The 16051-nt window shown below is 66.9% G+C and carries 13 protein-coding genes; 10 read left to right on the top strand and 3 right to left on the bottom strand.

The features are described 5' to 3' along the window. The first annotated feature begins 7 nt into the window (after nucleotides 1–7). From AC731_RS13960 to AC731_RS13925, 8 genes are all read left to right on the top strand, one after another. Nucleotides 8–1114, top strand: coding sequence for a septal ring lytic transglycosylase RlpA family protein (locus AC731_RS13960; protein WP_048706954.1), 1107 nt, complete (start codon nucleotides 8–10; stop codon nucleotides 1112–1114). A 125-nt stretch (nucleotides 1115–1239) separates the two neighbouring features. After that, a complete protein-coding gene (locus AC731_RS13955) occupies nucleotides 1240–2367 on the top strand; it encodes a D-alanyl-D-alanine carboxypeptidase family protein (RefSeq protein WP_048706953.1) in 1128 nt (375 codons plus the stop codon). 17 nt (nucleotides 2368–2384) lie between these two features. After that, nucleotides 2385–3248, top strand: coding sequence for a D-amino acid aminotransferase (locus AC731_RS13950; RefSeq protein ID WP_048706952.1), 864 nt, complete (start codon nucleotides 2385–2387; stop codon nucleotides 3246–3248). Beyond that, on the top strand, nucleotides 3238–3522 hold the full coding sequence (locus tag AC731_RS13945; RefSeq protein WP_004261973.1) for a YbeD family protein: 285 nt from the start codon (nucleotides 3238–3240) through the stop codon (nucleotides 3520–3522). Before AC731_RS13950 ends, AC731_RS13945 begins: the two co-directional genes overlap by 11 nt. Next, nucleotides 3519–4190, top strand: a complete 672-nt coding sequence (gene lipB, locus AC731_RS13940) for a lipoyl(octanoyl) transferase LipB (protein WP_048706950.1) — start codon at nucleotides 3519–3521, stop codon at nucleotides 4188–4190. The genes AC731_RS13945 and lipB overlap by 4 nt, the downstream gene beginning before the upstream one ends. Nucleotides 4191–4253: 63 nt before the next feature. Next, entirely contained in the window at nucleotides 4254–5201 is a 948-nt protein-coding gene (lipA, locus tag AC731_RS13935) for a lipoyl synthase (RefSeq protein ID WP_048710156.1), read from the top strand. A gap of 228 nt (nucleotides 5202–5429) precedes the next feature. Next, nucleotides 5430–6479, top strand: coding sequence for an efflux RND transporter periplasmic adaptor subunit (locus AC731_RS13930; RefSeq protein ID WP_048706948.1), 1050 nt, complete (start codon nucleotides 5430–5432; stop codon nucleotides 6477–6479). After that, nucleotides 6476–9544, top strand: a complete 3069-nt coding sequence (locus AC731_RS13925) for an efflux RND transporter permease subunit (protein ID WP_048706946.1) — start codon at nucleotides 6476–6478, stop codon at nucleotides 9542–9544. Before AC731_RS13930 ends, AC731_RS13925 begins: the two co-directional genes overlap by 4 nt. Before the next feature lie 7 nt (nucleotides 9545–9551). Here the strand turns inward: AC731_RS13925 and AC731_RS13920 are convergent, their stop codons facing one another. Continuing rightward, nucleotides 9552–10160, bottom strand: coding sequence for a DUF1294 domain-containing protein (locus tag AC731_RS13920; protein WP_048706945.1), 609 nt, complete (start codon nucleotides 10158–10160; stop codon nucleotides 9552–9554). 297 nt (nucleotides 10161–10457) lie between these two features. Here AC731_RS13920 and AC731_RS13915 point away from each other — a divergent pair, with 297 nt between their 5' ends. Both AC731_RS13915 and AC731_RS13910 read left to right on the top strand, forming a co-directional pair. Continuing rightward, nucleotides 10458–11708: an IS4 family transposase gene (locus tag AC731_RS13915; protein WP_335338867.1), complete on the top strand. Its 1251-nt coding sequence runs from the start codon at nucleotides 10458–10460 to the stop codon at nucleotides 11706–11708. A gap of 29 nt (nucleotides 11709–11737) precedes the next feature. After that, entirely contained in the window at nucleotides 11738–12772 is a 1035-nt protein-coding gene (locus AC731_RS13910) for an IS630 family transposase (protein WP_048705947.1), read from the top strand. A gap of 67 nt (nucleotides 12773–12839) precedes the next feature. Here the strand turns inward: AC731_RS13910 and AC731_RS13905 are convergent, their stop codons facing one another. Further along, the gene (locus AC731_RS13905; protein WP_004261217.1) at nucleotides 12840–13907 is read right to left on the bottom strand and encodes a 2,3-butanediol dehydrogenase; all 1068 of its coding nucleotides are present in this window, start codon (nucleotides 13905–13907) and stop codon (nucleotides 12840–12842) included. Nucleotides 13908–13993: 86 nt separating this feature from the next. Then, nucleotides 13994–15793 (bottom strand): NAD(P)/FAD-dependent oxidoreductase, encoded by a 1800-nt coding sequence (locus AC731_RS13900; RefSeq protein WP_004261219.1) that lies wholly within the window; start codon nucleotides 15791–15793, stop codon nucleotides 13994–13996. Nucleotides 15794–16051 lie beyond the last annotated feature (258 nt).

Genomic DNA, 16051 nt, shown 5'->3' with positions numbered 1-16051 from the left:
AGTGCCGATGAAGTCCGATTCCGCCGCCGTTCCGCCGCCCCCCGTCGCACGCCATGCCGCCCGTGCCCCGTCGCTGGCCGGTCTCGCGCTCGTGGCCGCCGCCGCGATGCTGCTGTCGGCCTGCGGTTCGGCGCCCAAGCGCAGCGACGACACCGTTGCGTCCAAGCCCTCGGCCCCGGCCGCCACGACCGCGCGCCGCGGTGGCGGCTACTACAAGGACGACGGCCCGGACGACGTGCCGCCCGACAACCTCGACGCCATCCCCGACGCCGAACCACGGCTCGAGCCGCTGCACCGCTTTGCCAACCGGCCCTACAACGTCTTCGGCCAGGGCTATGTGCCGGCCACCGAACTGCGCCCCTTCCGCGAACGTGGCCGCGCGAGCTGGTATGGCCGCCGCTTCCACGGCAAGCCGACCTCGAGCGGCGAACCCTACGACATGTACGCGATGACCGCGGCCCATCCCACGCTGCCGATCCCGAGCTACGTGCGCGTCACCCACGCCGGCAGCGGCCGCACGGTGGTGGTGCGGGTCAATGACCGCGGGCCCTTCCACAAGGGCCGCATCATCGACCTGTCTTATACCGCGGCGCACAAGCTCGGCTACATCAATGCCGGCAGTGCCGAGGTCGAGATCGAGCAGATCCTGCCCGACGAGGTGCCGATGATGGCGGCCGCCAAGCCCGTGCCGCCGCTGCCCGGGCGTACGCCGGTGGCCGTCGCCGAGACGCCCGCGCCGGCCAGCCCCCCGCTTGCGGCGGTCGAATCGCGCACGCTGGCGCCGCTCGAGCCGGCGCCCCAGGCCTCGCCGTCCATGCCGGTCGCCGCGGCCACTGCCGATGCCGAAGGCGACGGCCTGGTGCCGCACATCGCGTCGGCCAGCGCCGGCATCTTCCTGCAGCTCGGCGCCTTTGCCTCGCGTGCCAATGCCGAAGGCTTTCGCGCCACGGTCGAGCGCGAGGTAGCCGAGCATGCCGAGCGCCTCGAACTGTTCGCCGACGGCGAGCGTTTCCGCCTGCATGCCGGTCCCTACGACACGGTCGATGCGGCTCGTGCCGCGGCCGAGCGCATCGGCTCGACGCTGCAGCTCAAGCCATTCGTCATCGTGCGCTGACGCGGCGGCTTGCGCAACGCAACATTGGGTTGAAACAAAGGCTTTCGCTTTTGGTCTGCCTTTGGGCGGGCGCCTATAATTCGGCGTTCCCGCCTGTCTCCTTCATCACTTCCCGGGTTCCTCTCATGCGTCTTTTCCTTGCTTTACTGATTTCCTTGTTCTCCTTCACCGCGCTGGCGCAGTCCGTGCCGCCGCCGGCGCTCGCCGCCAAGGCCTGGGTGCTGGTCGACCACGCGACCGGCCAGACGCTGGCCGACAAGGATGCCGACGCCCGTATCGAGCCGGCCTCGCTGACCAAGCTGATGACCGCCTACCTGACCTTCGCCGCGCTCAAGGCCGGCACGCTGACGCCCGACCAGGTGGTGCCGGTATCGGAAAAGGCGTGGCGCATGGAAGGCTCGCGCATGTTCATCGAGCCGAACAAGCCGGTCACGGTCGACGAGCTGATCCGTGGCGTGATCGTGCAGTCGGGCAACGACGCCTGCGTCGCGCTGGCCGAGACCATCGCCGGCAGCGAGGAAGCCTTTGCCGCGCTGATGAACCGCGAGGCCCAGCGCCTGGGCATGACCAACACCCACTTCACCAACTCCACCGGCCTGCCCGACCCGCAGCTCTACACCACCGCGCGCGACCTCTCCATCCTCGCCAGCGCCATCGTGCGCGACTTCCCCGAGCACTACAGCCTGTACTCGATGAAGGAGTACACCTACAACAACATCAAGCAGCCCAACCGCAACCGCCTGCTGTACATGGATGCCACCGTCGACGGCATGAAGACCGGCCACACCAGCACCGCCGGCTACTGCCTGGTGTCGACCGCCCAGCGCGGCACGCGCCGCCTGATCTCGGTGGTGCTCGGCGCGGCGTCGGACACGGTGCGGGCGCAGGAGTCGCTGAAGCTGCTGAACTTCGGCTTCCAGTTCTACGACACGGTGAAGCTCTACTCGGCCGACGAGTCGCTGTCGCAGTTCCGCGTGTGGAAGGGCAAGGAAAACGAGGTGGCCGTGGGCTTCACGCATGACTTCGTGATGTCGCTGCCCAAGGAAGCCGCGCAGAAGGTGCAGGTTACGCTCGAGAGCCGCCAGCCGCTGGTCGCGCCGCTGGAGAAGGGCCAGGAGGTCGGCACGCTCAAGCTCAGCGTCGACGGCAAGGCGATCGGCGACTACCCGGTCGTGGCCCTCAAGGACGTGCCGGTGGCGGGCTTCTTCGGCCGCCTGTGGGACGCCATCGTGATGTTCTTCAAGAGCCTTTGAGCCAGCGGGAGCCCAGTGTGATCACCGCCTACGTCAACGGTCAGTACGTCCCGCTCGCCGAAGCCCGCGTGTCGCCGATGGACCGCGGCTTCCTGTTCGGCGACGGCGCCTACGAAGTCATCCCGGTCTATTCGCGCCGCGCCTTCCGCATCGACGAGCACGTCGCGCGGCTGGCCAACACGCTGGCCGCGATGCGGCTTGCCAATCCGCACGGCGCCGAGGAATGGAAAGCCATCATCGGCGAAATCGTCGCCCGCAACCCGTGGGACGACCAGTCGGTGTACCTGCAGGTCACGCGCGGCGCCGACACCAAGCGCAACCACGCCTTCCCCGGCCCCGAGGTCACGCCCACGGTGTTCCTGATGAGCGAGCCGCTGGTCACGCCGAGCGCCGAGCAACTGGCGACCGGTGTGTCCGCCGCCAGCGCTGCGGACATCCGCTGGCTGCGCTGCGACCTCAAGACGGTGTCGATGCTGGCCAACTGCCTGCTGCGCCAGCACGCCATCGACAAGGGCTGCGCCGAGACCGTGCTGTTTCGCGACAGCTTCCTCACCGAAGGCGCGGCCTCCAGCATCTTCGTGTGCAAGGACGGCGTGCTGCTGGTGCCGCCCAAGAGCCACCTGATGCTGCCCGGCATCACCTACGACGTGGTGCTGGAACTGGCCCGCGCGCATGGCATGACGCACGAGGTGCGCGAGGTGCTCGAAGCCGAGGTACGCAGCGCCGACGAATTGTGGATGACCTCGTCCACCAAGGAAGTGCTGCCCATCACCTCGCTCGACGGCCAGCCGGTGGGCAACGGCCAGCCTGGCCCGATGGGGCGGCAGATGTATGTCTGGTACCAGGAATTCAAACAGACGGTGATGCGCAATGGTGGATAACGCGGGCGCGCCGACGCGCCAGACCCTGATCGAGTATCCCTGCGATTTCCCGATCAAGATCATGGGGGCGCGGGTGGATGGTTTCGCCCAGGCGGTGATCGAAGTCGTGCTGCGCCACGCGCCCGACTTCGACCCGGCGGGGGTCGAGATGCGGCCGTCGAGCAAGGGCAACTACCTCGCCGTCACCTGCACCTTCCGCGCGGTGTCGCAGGTGCAGGTCGACACGATGTACCGCGAGCTGACCTCGCACCCGATGGTCAAGGTGGTGCTGTGATCGTCAAGCGCCTCGGCCTGGTGGAGTACGCGCCGGCGCTCGAGGCGATGCGCGTATTCACCGCCGAGCGCACGGACGACACGCCGGACGAGATCTGGCTGCTGCAGCACCCGCCGGTCTACACCCTGGGCCAGGCGGGCAAGCCCGAACACCTGCTGCAGAACCCGGCCGGCATCCCGCTGGTGCACATCGACCGCGGCGGCCAGATCACCTACCACGGCCCCGGCCAGCTCGTGGCCTACCTGCTCATCGACCTGCCGCGGCGGCGGCTCAAGGTGCGCGAGCTGGTGAACCTGATGGAGCAGGCGATCATCGATACGCTGGCCGAGTACGGCCTGGCGGCCGAACGCAAGGACGGTGCCCCCGGCGTCTACATCGCCGGCGACAAGATCGCCGCGCTCGGCCTGCGGGTGAAGAGCGGCTGCAGCTACCACGGGCTGGCGATCAACGTCGATGCCGACCTCGCTCCCTTCGGCTGGATCAACCCCTGCGGCTACGAAGGCCTCAAGACGATCCGCATGAAGGACTTCGGCGTCACCGACGGCGTCGAGCAGGTCGGCGAGCGCCTGCTGGCCCACCTGCAGCGTCTGTTGCCGCCTGCGGGCGGACGTACGGATAACGACAATCTGTCGGACGAGGGTGCCCAAGCCCTGCCGGCAGGCTCATAATCGCGGTCTGCGCGACGAGCGCGACTCCTGAACCCCCAGAGAACAGCCACTATGGAAAAGCCGGTGGAAACCCAAGCCCGCAAACAGCGCGGCGCAGAGAAGACCGCGCGCATCCCGATCAAGATCGTCCCGGCCGAACGCCTCAAGAAGCCCGACTGGATCCGCATCAAGCTCGGCGCAGGCCACGAGGCCGAGCGCTTCAACGAGATTAAGGAGACGCTGCGCGAGCACAAGCTGCACACCGTGTGCGAGGAAGCCTCCTGCCCGAACATCCATGAATGCTTCGGCAAGGGCACGGCGACGTTCATGATCATGGGCGACATCTGTACCCGTCGCTGCCCGTTCTGCGACGTCGGGCATGGCCGGCCCGAGCCGCTCAACGCCGACGAGCCGCGCGATCTCGCCAAGACCATCGCCGCGATGCGCCTCAACTACGTGGTGATCACCTCGGTCGACCGCGACGACCTGCGCGACGGTGGCGCCCAGCACTTCGTCGACTGCATCCGCGAGACGCGCGCCGTGTCGCCGAAGACCACCATCGAGGTGCTGGTGCCGGACTTCCGCGGTCGCATGGAGATCGCGCTCGACATCTTCGATACAGCGCCGCCCGACGTCATGAACCACAACCTCGAGACCGTGCCGCGCCTCTACAAGCAGGCCCGTCCGGGTTCGGACTACGCCTACTCGCTGGAGCTGCTCAGGCAGTTCAAGGCCCGCCACCCCGAGGTCTCCACCAAGTCCGGCCTGATGGTCGGCCTGGGCGAGACCGACGAGGAGATCCTCGAGGTCATGCGCGACATGCGCGCCCACAACGTCGACATGCTCACCATCGGCCAGTACCTGCAGCCCTCCGGTGGCCACCTGCCGGTGCTGCGCTACGTGCATCCGGACACCTTCAAGATGTTCGAGACCGAAGCTCTGAAGATGGGCTTCAAGAACGCGGCCTGCGGCCCGATGGTGCGTTCGAGCTACTGGGCCGACCAGCAGGCGCACGGCGCCGGCGTGGTCTGATGTCCGCGCGCCCGCATGGGCGCGAATGCGGGTGCGAAAGGCGGGGTGCGTGGGCATGCCGCCTTTCGCCGTTTACGGCCGCGCGCGGGGCTGCCCGGCACGCCCGGACACCGTCCGTTTGAGTATGGAAATGGCGGCCGGACAGGCGTAATGTCGGCGCTTTGCGTGACATGCCGGCGGGTTGGCCGGCATGACGGTGTCCAAGCGCGTTCAACCTACGAGAATTCCATGCGCCTCGCGATGTTCCCGCTCTTCCTCGGTGTGCTCCTTCTCGCCGGCTGTGGCGACGCCACGCCGCCCCCGCAGGCCAAGGCCCCGCCCTTCGTGCGCACGGTGGCGGTGGCCGCCGCGGGCGACACCGCCTTCGGCCTGTCGGGCACGGTGCGGGCGCGGGTGGAGTCGCCGCTCGCTTTCCAGGTGGGCGGGCGCATCGCGCGCCGCGCGGTGGATGCCGGTCAGCATGTCGCCGCCGAGCAGGTGCTGTTCGAACTGGATACCCGCGACCTGGAGCAGGCGGTGCGCGCGACCGAGGCCGACCTTGCCGCCGCCGAGGCCGCACTGGCCACCGCCAGCGCCGACCTGGTGCGCAACCGCCAGCTGCAGCAGCGCAACTACACCAGCGAACAGGCGCTGCAGCGCTTCGAGCTGGCGCAGCGCGAGGCTCGCACCCGGCGCGATGCCGCTGCCGCGCGCCTCACCCAGGCGCGCAACGCGCTGGGCTACGGTCGCCTGCAGGCCCCCGCGGCCGGCGTGCTGATCGACGTCGTCGGCGAAGCCGGCCAGGTCGTCGGCGCCGGGCAGCAGGTCGCGCTGCTGGCGCAGGCCGGCGAGCGCGAGATCGAGGTGCATTTCCCCGCCGGTGCGACGCCGCCTGCCGAAGGCGAGGCCACGCTGGCCGACGGCGCCAGCCTGCCGCTGGCACTGCGCGAGACCGCCGGCGCCGTCGAGCGCCAGGGCCGCACGCTGCGCGCGCGCTACACGGTGCGCGGCGCGCAGGACGCGCTGGTGCTGGGCGCCGTGGTGCGTGCCCGCTTCCGCAGCGCGGCCGCGGCCGAAGGCGAGTTCGTGCTGCCGCTGGGCGCCCTCAACGAACGCGGCGAGGGGCCGCGTGTGTGGCGCGTGAAGGAGGGCACCGTCAGCCCGGTGCCGGTCACGCTGCTCGCCACCGACGGCGACACCGTGCGCGTGCGTGGCGCGCTGGCCGCGGATGATCGCGTCGTCTCCCTCGGCACCCACCTGCTGGTCGACAACATGGCGGTGCGGGAGCTGCCGCGATGAGCTTCCCCAACCTGTCGGCGCTCGCCGTGCGCGAGCGCTCGGTCACGTTCTTCTTCCTCGTCCTGTCGATACTGGCCGGCATCTATGCCTTCCTGTCGCTCGGGCGCGCGGAAGATCCGTCATTCACGATGCGCGTCCTGGTCGTCAATGCGGTCTGGCCCGGCGCCACGCCGCAGGAGATGCAGGAGCAGGTCGTCGACCGGCTGGAAAAGCGCATCCAGGACGTCGAGAACATCTACCGGATCATCACCACGGTGCGCCCCGGCTCGGCCAACCTGCAGGTGGAGTTCCACGACTACACGCCGCCGGCGCAGGTGCCGGCGCTCAAGTACGACGTGCGCAAACGCATGCAGGACGAGGCCGCCAGCCTGCCCGCGGGCGTCATCGGCCCCATCGTCAACGAGGACTTCGCCGACACCTACTTCAGCCTCATCGCGCTGACCGCGCCGGGCATGCCGATGCGCGAGTTGGTGCGCGAAGCCGAGGCGATCCGCGATCGCCTGCAGCACGTGCCCGGGGTGCACAAGGCGCAGGTGCTGGGCGAGCGCCCGGAGCGGGTGTATGTGTCCTTCGACAACGCCACGCTGGTCAACCTGGGCCTGTCGCCGCAGGCGGTGTTCGACGCCATCGCCGCGCACAACCGCCTGCTGCCGGCCGGCAGCATCGAGACCGACGGTCCGCGCCTGTACCTGCGGCTCGATGCCGACCTCTCCGACCCGGCGCAGCTCGCCGCCGTGCCCATCCGCATTTCCGACCCCGCTGGCGACCGCGTGCTGCATCTGGGCGACATCGCCACCATCGAGCGCGGCTACGAAGACCCGCCGGGCTATCTGGTGCGCTCGCGCGGCGAGGATGCGGTGTTGCTGGGCATGGTCATGGCCAAGGGCGAGAACGGGCTGGAACTGGGCAAAAGGCTGGGCGCCTTCATCGAGGCCGAACGCGCACGCCTGCCGCTGGGCATTTCGCTTGAGGTGCTGACCAACCAGGCCGAGGCCATCGCCGGCGCGGTCAATCTCTTCCAGATCAAGTTCCTCGTCGCCGTGGCGGTGGTGGTCGCCGTCAGCATGCTGGCCATCGGCTGGCGCGCCGGGCTGGTGGTGGGCATCGCGGTGCCGCTAACGCTGGGCATCACCTTCCTGGTGATGCAGCTGATGGGCATCAACCTCGACCGCATCTCGCTCGGCGCGCTCATCATCGGCCTGGGCCTGCTGGTGGACGACGCCATCATCGCCGTCGAGATGATGCTGGTGAAGATGGAGGAAGGCTGGGACCGCGTGCGTGCCGCCGCCCACGCCTGGAACGTGACCGCCGCGCCCATGCTGTGCGGCACGCTGGTCACGGTGGCGGGTTTCCTGCCGATCGGCTTCGCGCGCTCGTCGGTGGGCGAGTATGCCGGCAACATCTTCTGGGTGCTGTCGCTGTCGCTGCTGGTGTCGTGGCTGGTGGCGGTGGTGTTCGCGCCCTACCTGGGCGTGAAGATGCTGCCCGAGGTGGCGCGCGAGAACGTGCATGACCACGCCAGCGTGTACCAGACGCCCATGTTCCGCCGCCTGCGCCGGCTCATCACCTGGTGCGTGACCTGGCGCAAGTCGGTGGTGTTCGGCACGCTCGGCCTGCTCGTGCTGGCCGTGGTCGGCATGGTCACGCTGGTGCAGAAGCAGTTCTTCCCCAGTTCCGACCGCCCCGAGGTGCTCGTCAGCGTCTATCTGCCGCAGGGCAGCAGCATCGGCGCCACCGACGCCACCGTACGCAAGATCGAAGCCATCCTCGCACCCATGCCCGAGGTGCGCACGCTGTCGAGCTACGTGGGCGGCGGCGCGCCGCGCTTCTTCCTGGCCGCCAACCCCGAGCCGCCCGACCCCGCCTTCGCCAAGATCATTGCCGTCAGCCAAGGCGTGCCCGAGCGCACCTGGGTCATGGCCGAGCTGCAGCGCCACATCGACGAAGGCGCCTTTCCCGAGGCGCGGGTGCGCGTGTCGCGCCTGTTGTTCGGCCCGCCGGTGATCTGGCCGGTGGCCTTCCGCGTGGTGGGCGCCGACGCGCTGGAAGTGCGCCGCATTGCGCATCAGGTGCGCGAGATCATGGCCGCCAACCCGCACGTGGTCGAGCCGCATCTGGAATGGGACGAGCGCGCCCCGGTGCTGCACCTGGAAATGGACACCGAGCGCCTGCGCCTGCTCGGCCTCACCCCGCAGGACGTGGCGCAGCAACTGCAGTTCCACTTCAGCGGCGTGCGCGTCACCCAGGTGCGGCAGGACGTGCGCACCGTGGACGTCATCGCCCGCGGCGCCAACGGCGGCCAGCGGCTCGACGCCGAAAGCCTGTCCACCCTCGAGATCCTGACCCCCGACGGCCGCAAGCTGCCCGCCAGCCAGCTCGGCCGCCTCGCGCTGCGCTTCGAGGAGCCGGTCATCAAGCGCTATAACCGCGAGCTGTCGCTATCGGTGCAGGGCGACGTCGAAGGCGCCCAGCCCAACGACGTCACCGCCGAGGTCTGGAAGGCGCTGGCCGAACTGCACAGCCAGCTGCCAGCCGGCTATTACCTGGAGATCTCCGGCGCGGTCGAGCAGTCGGGCAAGGCCAACGCCTCCATCCAGAAGCTGCAGCCGGTCATGGTCGCCTTCATGCTCATCTTCATCATGCTGCAGATGCGCACCTTCTCCGGCACCTTCATCGTCGTCGCCACCGCCCCGCTGGGACTCATCGGCGCGGTGCTGGCGCTGCTGCTGTTCAACCAGCCCTTCGGCTTCGTCGCGCTGCTGGGCCTTACCGGCCTGGCCGGCATCCTCATGCGCAACACGCTCATCCTCACCCAGCAGGTCGCCGACAACTTCGAGGAAGGCATGAACGCCTTCGACGGCGTCGTCGAAGCCGCCGTGCAGCGCGCGCGCCCGGTCATCCTCACCGCGCTCGCCGCCGCCTTCGCCTTCATCCCGCTCACGCTCGACACCTTCTGGGGCCCGCTGGCCTACGTGCTGATCGGCGGCGTTGCGGTGGGCACGGCGATTACGCTGCTGTTCGTGCCGGCGCTGTACGCGCTGTGGTTCAGGCTGGGGCGGGGGTGAGGCGGGCTCAGATCGCCCCGCGCACGGTCTCGAGCGCCTGCGCGCCGTAAGGCGACAGCAACCAGCCGAGCGCCGCGCAGTTCAGTACCACGGTGATCCAGTACACCGCCTGGAACGACGACTTGGAGGTCTTGTGTCGGAACACCCGCTGCGCTGCCAGCGCGCCCGGCCAGCCGCCGAGCAGCGCGAACAGGTGCAAGGTGCTCTCCTGCGTGCGCCACTGGTTGCGCTTCGCCGCCGACTTGTCGGCCCAATAGGCGATAAAGGCGACGACACTCGCCGCCCCGTACAGTCCGAGGATCGCCACCGGAAGCCGACCGTAGATGACGGCCGCGCCGATGAAGAGCAGAAATGCCGCGGCAAAGAGCAACGGCAGCACGCTGCGCCCGGGGGCACCCTCGACCCGCTCGCCCACATAGGCCACCTTCCTTGCCTGCGTGCGTCCCTTGTCGTCGGTGACGCGCTCGTAGGTCACCAGTTCGTTGCCCTCCGGCCGACGCGACCGGCCCGAGAAGCTGCTGATGTGGAGAAAGACCGGCTCGCCGCCGCCATTGGGCGTGATGAACCCAAAGCCTTTGTCGTCTTTCCAGGTGGTGATTCGGCCTTGGTGGCGCATGGTGGGCGTGGAGAGAGTCGGGGAGAGTGATCGGATTGTCCGCTATCGACCCAAAGTGGTCATTGGTATCGATAGAAAGCTGTCGCCCAATACAGAGCTTGCGCATCAGTACCTAGACCAGACAACATGCTAACCGCTTCGAGAACTGAGGATTCGAATTGCCAACTGCTCTGCGCTCTTTGCATAGCCGGCCGGCGGCAATGCTCTCAACTTTAGCTTATAGCCCTTGTGAACCCTATGGGAAACGGGTAAAATGGCGTTCGTTAAGTCATTGATAAATAGACAATATGAACTCGAATACTCGACCACGAGTCGCTGCTGTCCGAGTTCGCTGACTTTCTGCTCGACCCCGCGCTGGCCGAGCAGGTACGTCTTCGGCCTGGGGCCTTCACCCGCGATCGCAAGCTCACCCTGCCGCGCCTGGCGGCCATGATGATCTCGGGCATGTGCGCGAGCGTTCAAGCCGAACTCGACGCCTTTTTCGGTCGCCTGCATGCGGTGCCCGGGCGGATCCGCGAGGTCAGCGCACAGGCCTTCAGCAAGGCCCGCCAGGGGTTTTCGGGCCGGCTGTTCGAATTGGCCAGTGCGCACCTGCTGCACCTGGCGCGCCCGCACATAGAGGCGGCACGCTGGAATGGCCGCCGCGTGGTGGCGGCTGATGCGTCGCGCCTGCGTGTGTCGACACGCAAGACGGCCGCACTGACGGCGGACCACTACGCGTTTGCCTTGTTTCTGCCGGGCACCGAACTCACGCTGCACGCCAGTCTGCATCCGGCCGACGGCTCGGAGCGGCAGATGCTGTTCGAGCCGCTCGACGCACTCGATCCGGCGCAGGATCTGCTCGTGCTCGACCGAGGTTACGTCGGCAACACCATGGCAGCGACGCTGGCGCAACACGGCATGGCCTTCTGTCTGCGCGTCGATGCCAGCGGCTGGCGTTGCGTCGCCGACTTCCGACGCTCGAACGAGGCCGAGCGCGTGGTCACACTGTCGCCGCCCACCGCACGCGATGCCAGCACGTTCGATCTGGCCCGCACCGCCACCACCGTGCGCCTGATCCGCAACATCGCTCCGAACGGCCAGATCCGCGTCCTGATGACCAACCTGCTCGATGCCCAGTCGTATCCGGCCGCGCAGTTCAGCGCGCTCTATCACCAGCGCTGGCGCGTCGAGGAGGCCTTCAAGCGCATCAAGCATCGTCTGCGCCTCGAGGCCACGACGGGGTTGAACTACCTCGCCCTGCAGCAGGACTTCGCCGCCAAGATCCTGGCCGACAACCTGTGCGCACTGCTCAGCGGCAGCGGCACTGACGACGCCATCCAGACCGGCTCCCGCCCGAATCGCACCTACGCATTCGGCGCACTCAAGCCCATCCTCGCCGGGTGCCTGCTCGGCATCGCTCAGGCATGGGCGGCATTGCCCGATACCCTGGCCGCCATGGGCCGCAGTCGATGCCGCATCCAGCCAGGCAGAAGCTACCCACGACCGCCCCGAAGCAAGCCACATTTGCATATGTCCTATAAGGGAGCGTTACTAACGTTCCCGTAAGTAGTGTCATGTGAGCGATAATATGCCCCATGAAATGCAAACGACCTTCCGACGGCCGTGCCCTCGATCATCACACCTTGCAGGTGATGCGGCAGCAGGCTGTCAAAGCAGTGCGTGAGGGGCAGACAGTGCAAAGCGTCGCGGCGGCGTATGGCGTGAATGAGCGCAGCGTTTTCCGGTGGCTCGCCGACTTTGCCAATGGCGGGCAGAACGCATTGCTGGCCAAGCCGATTCCGGGGCGCCCCAGCAAACTCAGCGCCGAGGAGTTGTCGTGGATCGCCAATGCCGTTCGTGACCATAACCCGCAGCAGTTCAAGTTCGAGTTCGGCTTGTGGACGCTGTCGCTGATCCGTCACCTGATCAAGCGCCAGTTCAAGAAGGAGTTGTCGGTCTCCTCGGTCCACCGTCTCATGAAGATCCTGGGCTTCAGCGCCCAGAAGCCGCTCTACCAGGCGTGGCAGCAAGACCCGGTGCTGGTGCGCACGTGGGAGACGGAGACCTACCCCACGATCCGCGCCGAAGCCAAGCGGGTCGGCGCAACGATCTACTTTGGCGACGAGTCGGGTATCCGCTCGGATTACCACACCGGCACGACCTGGGCGCCGCAGGGCCAGACGCCGGTGGTGCAGGCGACGGGCCGGCGCTTCTCGCTGAACATGATCTCGGCGGTTAGCACGCAGGGCGAGTTTCGATTCATGTTGCATGAAGGCTCGGTTGGCGCGAAGGTGTTCGTCGAGTTCCTCAAGCGCTTGATGGTCAATGCCGAGAAGCCGGTGTTTCTGATCGTCGATGGTCATCCGATCCACAAGGCAAAGATGGTCAAGAGCTACGTCGAGGGCTTGGACGGCAAGCTCAAACTCTTCTACCTGCCGCCGTACTCGCCGCATCTGAACCCCGATGAAACGGTCTGGGCTCATGTGAAGCGCAAGGTTTCGCGCCAGTTGGTCGAGAGTGCCGAGGAGATGAAGCGACTCGCACTCGGTGCATTGCGCAGCATCCAGAAGCTCCCTGAACTCGTGAAGTCATTTTTCAGGCAGCCAGAGTGCCGCTATATCCTGGAATGACTCTACTTATTGAAAAGTTAGTAAGTTGAGAGCATTGGGTGAAAGGAGGATGGGAGCAAAGGCCGGCTTACTTCAATCGCGGCTGAACGATGATCTTCACCGCCGACTCATTGTTGTGGATCAGGGTGTCGAAGCCTTGTGAAACCAGGTCGTCCAGCTGGATGCGCTGGGTGATGAAAGGCTCCAGGTCGATCTTCCCCTGTTCCACCAGCTTGATGGTTTCCCGATGGTCGTTGCAGTAGGCGATGGTGCCGCGCACGTCCAGCTCCTTCATCACCACGCTGTGCACGTTGATGGTGGCCGGATGGCTCCAGATCGACACGATCACCACCACGCCGGTGGGCTTGGTCGCGGCCACCAGGGCGTCCAGCACCTTGTTCACGCTGGTGCATTCGAAGGACACGTCCACGCCCTTGTCGCCGGTGAGCTTCATCGTTTCCGCCACCACATCCACTTCGGACGGGTCCAGGATGTGATCGGCGACGCCGGATTCGCGGGCCTTTTCCTTACGCTTGGCGCTCAGCTCGGTGATGATGACGGTCAGGCCCTTGGCTTTCAGGATCGCCGACAGCAGCAGGCCGATCGGGCCGGCGCCGCCGACCAGGGCCACATCGCCGGCCTTGGCGCCGCTGCGGCTCCAGGCGTGGTGGCCCACCGACAAGGGTTCGATCAGGGCGGCCTGGTCCAGCGGGATGTTCCTGGAGATCGGGTGCACCCAGCGGCGCTTGACGGCGATCTTTTCGGACAGGCCGCCGCCGCGGCCGCCCAGGCCGATGAAGTTCATGTTCTTCGACAAGTGGTAATTCTGGCCCGGTCCCGTGGGCACGTCGTCGGCCACGATGTAGGGTTCGACCACCACATGCTGGCCGACTTCGATGTCGTCCACGCCTTCGCCGACCGCATACACCACGCCGGAAAACTCGTGGCCCATGGTGACGGGAGCGGATTCCCCGGAAATCGGGTGCGGATGGCCGCAGGGCGGAATGAAGATCGGCCCTTCCATGAACTCGTGCAGGTCGGTGCCGCAGATGCCGCACCAGGCCACTTCGATGCCGACGGTGCCCGGCGCCACGACGGGTTCGGGGATGTCTTCGATGCGGATGTCGCCGCGGTCGTAAAAACGTGCTGCTTTCATGGGTCAAACTCCGTGCTCGTGATCTTCTGTGGTTGTCGCCGGAGTGTCTCGCCCCTCGCTGGGGAGGCACTCCGGAAACCGGCTGGTCAGCGCAGGTGATGCACTTCCTGCAGGCCATAGACCTGCACCGGCAGATCTTCCTGGCGCGCTTTCAACTGCAGCGCCAGGTATAGCGAGTAGTGGCGCGACTGGTGCAGGTTGCCGCCGTGGAACCACATGTTTTCCTGCTGCGTGGGCTTCCACATGTTGCGCTGTTCGCCTTCCCAGGGGCCGGGGTCCTTGGTCGTGTCCGAACCCAGCCCCCAGACCTTGCCGACCTTGTCGGCCACTTCCTGGCTGACCAGATCGGCGACCCATCCGTTCATCGAGCCATAGCCGGTGGCATAGACGACGAGGTCGGCGGGCAATTCGGTGCCGTCGTCCAGCACCACGGCGTTCTCGGTCAGGTGGCTGATGTCCTTGCCCGACTGCAGCTTGATGCTGCCGTCGATGACCAGATCGCAGGCGCCGACATCAATGTAGTAGCCCGAAGCGCGGCGCAGATACTTCATGAACAGGCCCGAGCCGTCGTCGCCGAAGTCGAGCATGAAGCCGGCTTCCTCGAGCTTGCGGTAGAACTCGGCGTCGCGCTCGCGGATGCGGTCGTACAGCGGGATCTGGAAGTCCGCCATGATGCGGTAGGGCAGCGAGGCGAAGATCAGGTCGGCCTTCTTCGTCGTCACGCCGTTGGCGACGGCGCGCTCGGAATACAGGTCGCCCAGGCCGATGTCCATCAGCGAATCCGAGCGCACGATGTGGGTGGAGGAGCGCTGCACCATCGTCACGTCGGCGCCGTGTTCCCACAGCGCGGCGCAGATGTCGTGCGCGGAGTTGTTGGCGCCGATCACCACCACCTTCTTGCCGCGGTAGGCATCCGGCCCCGGGTGCTGCGACGAATGCTGCTGCTCGCCCTTGAAGACGTCCTGGCCCTCGATCTTCGGCACGTTGGCCTTGCCGGACATGCCGGTCGCGAACACCAGGTGCTTCGGCCGGATGACCAGCGTCTCGCCGTCGCGCTCCACCGTCACTTCCCATTCCTTGCGGGCCGCGTCGTAGCGGGCCTTCACGCAGTTGGTGGAAGACCAGTAATTGACTTCCATGACCTTGGTGTACATCTCCAGCCAGTCGCCGATCTTGTCCTTGGGTGCGAACACCGGCCAGTTCGGCGGGAAGGGCAGGTAGGGCAGGTGGTCGTACCACACCGGGTCGTGCAGACACAGCGACTTGTAGCGGCTGCGCCATTGGTCGCCGGGGCGGGGGTAGCGGTCGATGACGATGTGCGACACGCCCAGTTGCCGCAGCCGCGCGCCCAGTGCGATGCCGCCCTGGCCGCCGCCGATCACCAGCACGAAGGGCTGCTGGCTGCGGCCCAGTTCGGCCGCTTCTTCCTCGCGGCGCTCCAGCCAGGTCTTGCGCCCGCGCTGGATGCCGTGCTCGGCGCCCATCGGGCGGCGCGTGTTCAGCGGCTCCTCGTGGCCCTTGAGTTCCTGCGCGGTGGTCAGCAGCGTCCAGATGCGGCCGTCCTTGATGCGGATGTGGCCGTGGCCGGCGATGAGCTTGGTGTCGATGTCGATCCACGCGGAAACCACGCCATCGGCTTCGTCCACCGTTTCGCCGGGGGCGAGGCTGAAGACGACCGGCGAGGCGGCATCCAGTTGCGCGTCCAGCATCTGCCGGATGGCGGCCCGGCCTTCCAGGGTCTTGAGGTTCCAGGTCAGCAGCACCAGGTCGCGCCAGTAGGATTCGTCGGCGAACAGTTCGGATGCGGCCTGGGTATCGCGTCTGGCCAGTGCGGCGTTGAACTGGTCCAGCATTGCCTGGGCGCGGGCGGCGGGGGTTGTGGTCATGATGTCTCCTGGATTGTTGTTGGTGTGTCCGCTTGGGAATGCGGACAGGAACAGGCATTGCAAACGCCGTGCCATGCCTGTTTCGGTCGCTCGGGCGCCATGAAATCAATGGCTTGATGAATGGCGGATGGGGCGTCCGCAATGCAGTGGCCCATTTCGGCGCTTCAGGTGTGGCAATGCATGCGACAGGTGTCGCATTCTCTTTGCTGCAGTGCAATGTCATTTGTGGGTAAACCTTCATTCACGTGCAGGCGCTTT

Source organism: Thauera humireducens (genome assembly GCF_001051995.2).
In the GTDB taxonomy this organism is placed as follows: Bacteria; Pseudomonadota; Gammaproteobacteria; order Burkholderiales; family Rhodocyclaceae; genus Thauera; species Thauera humireducens.
This window is presented reverse-complemented; position numbering and strand designations above follow the sequence as displayed.

What these genes read in the sequence shown, in the direction of transcription:
- AC731_RS13960 (WP_048706954.1), top strand. Translation starts at nt 8, where the DNA reads ATGAAGTCCGATTCCGCCGCCGTTCCGCCGCCCCCCGTCGCACGCCAT.
- AC731_RS13955 (WP_048706953.1), top strand. Translation starts at nt 1,240, where the DNA reads ATGCGTCTTTTCCTTGCTTTACTGATTTCCTTGTTCTCCTTCACCGCG.
- AC731_RS13945 (WP_004261973.1), top strand. Translation starts at nt 3,238, where the DNA reads ATGGTGGATAACGCGGGCGCGCCGACGCGCCAGACCCTGATCGAGTAT.
- AC731_RS13930 (WP_048706948.1), top strand. Translation starts at nt 5,430, where the DNA reads ATGCGCCTCGCGATGTTCCCGCTCTTCCTCGGTGTGCTCCTTCTCGCC.
- AC731_RS13925 (WP_048706946.1), top strand. Translation starts at nt 6,476, where the DNA reads ATGAGCTTCCCCAACCTGTCGGCGCTCGCCGTGCGCGAGCGCTCGGTC.
- AC731_RS13920 (WP_048706945.1), bottom strand. Translation starts at nt 10,160, where the DNA reads ATGCGCCACCAAGGCCGAATCACCACCTGGAAAGACGACAAAGGCTTT.
- AC731_RS13910 (WP_048705947.1), top strand. Translation starts at nt 11,738, where the DNA reads ATGAAATGCAAACGACCTTCCGACGGCCGTGCCCTCGATCATCACACC.
- AC731_RS13905 (WP_004261217.1), bottom strand. Translation starts at nt 13,907, where the DNA reads ATGAAAGCAGCACGTTTTTACGACCGCGGCGACATCCGCATCGAAGAC.
- AC731_RS13900 (WP_004261219.1), bottom strand. Translation starts at nt 15,793, where the DNA reads ATGACCACAACCCCCGCCGCCCGCGCCCAGGCAATGCTGGACCAGTTC.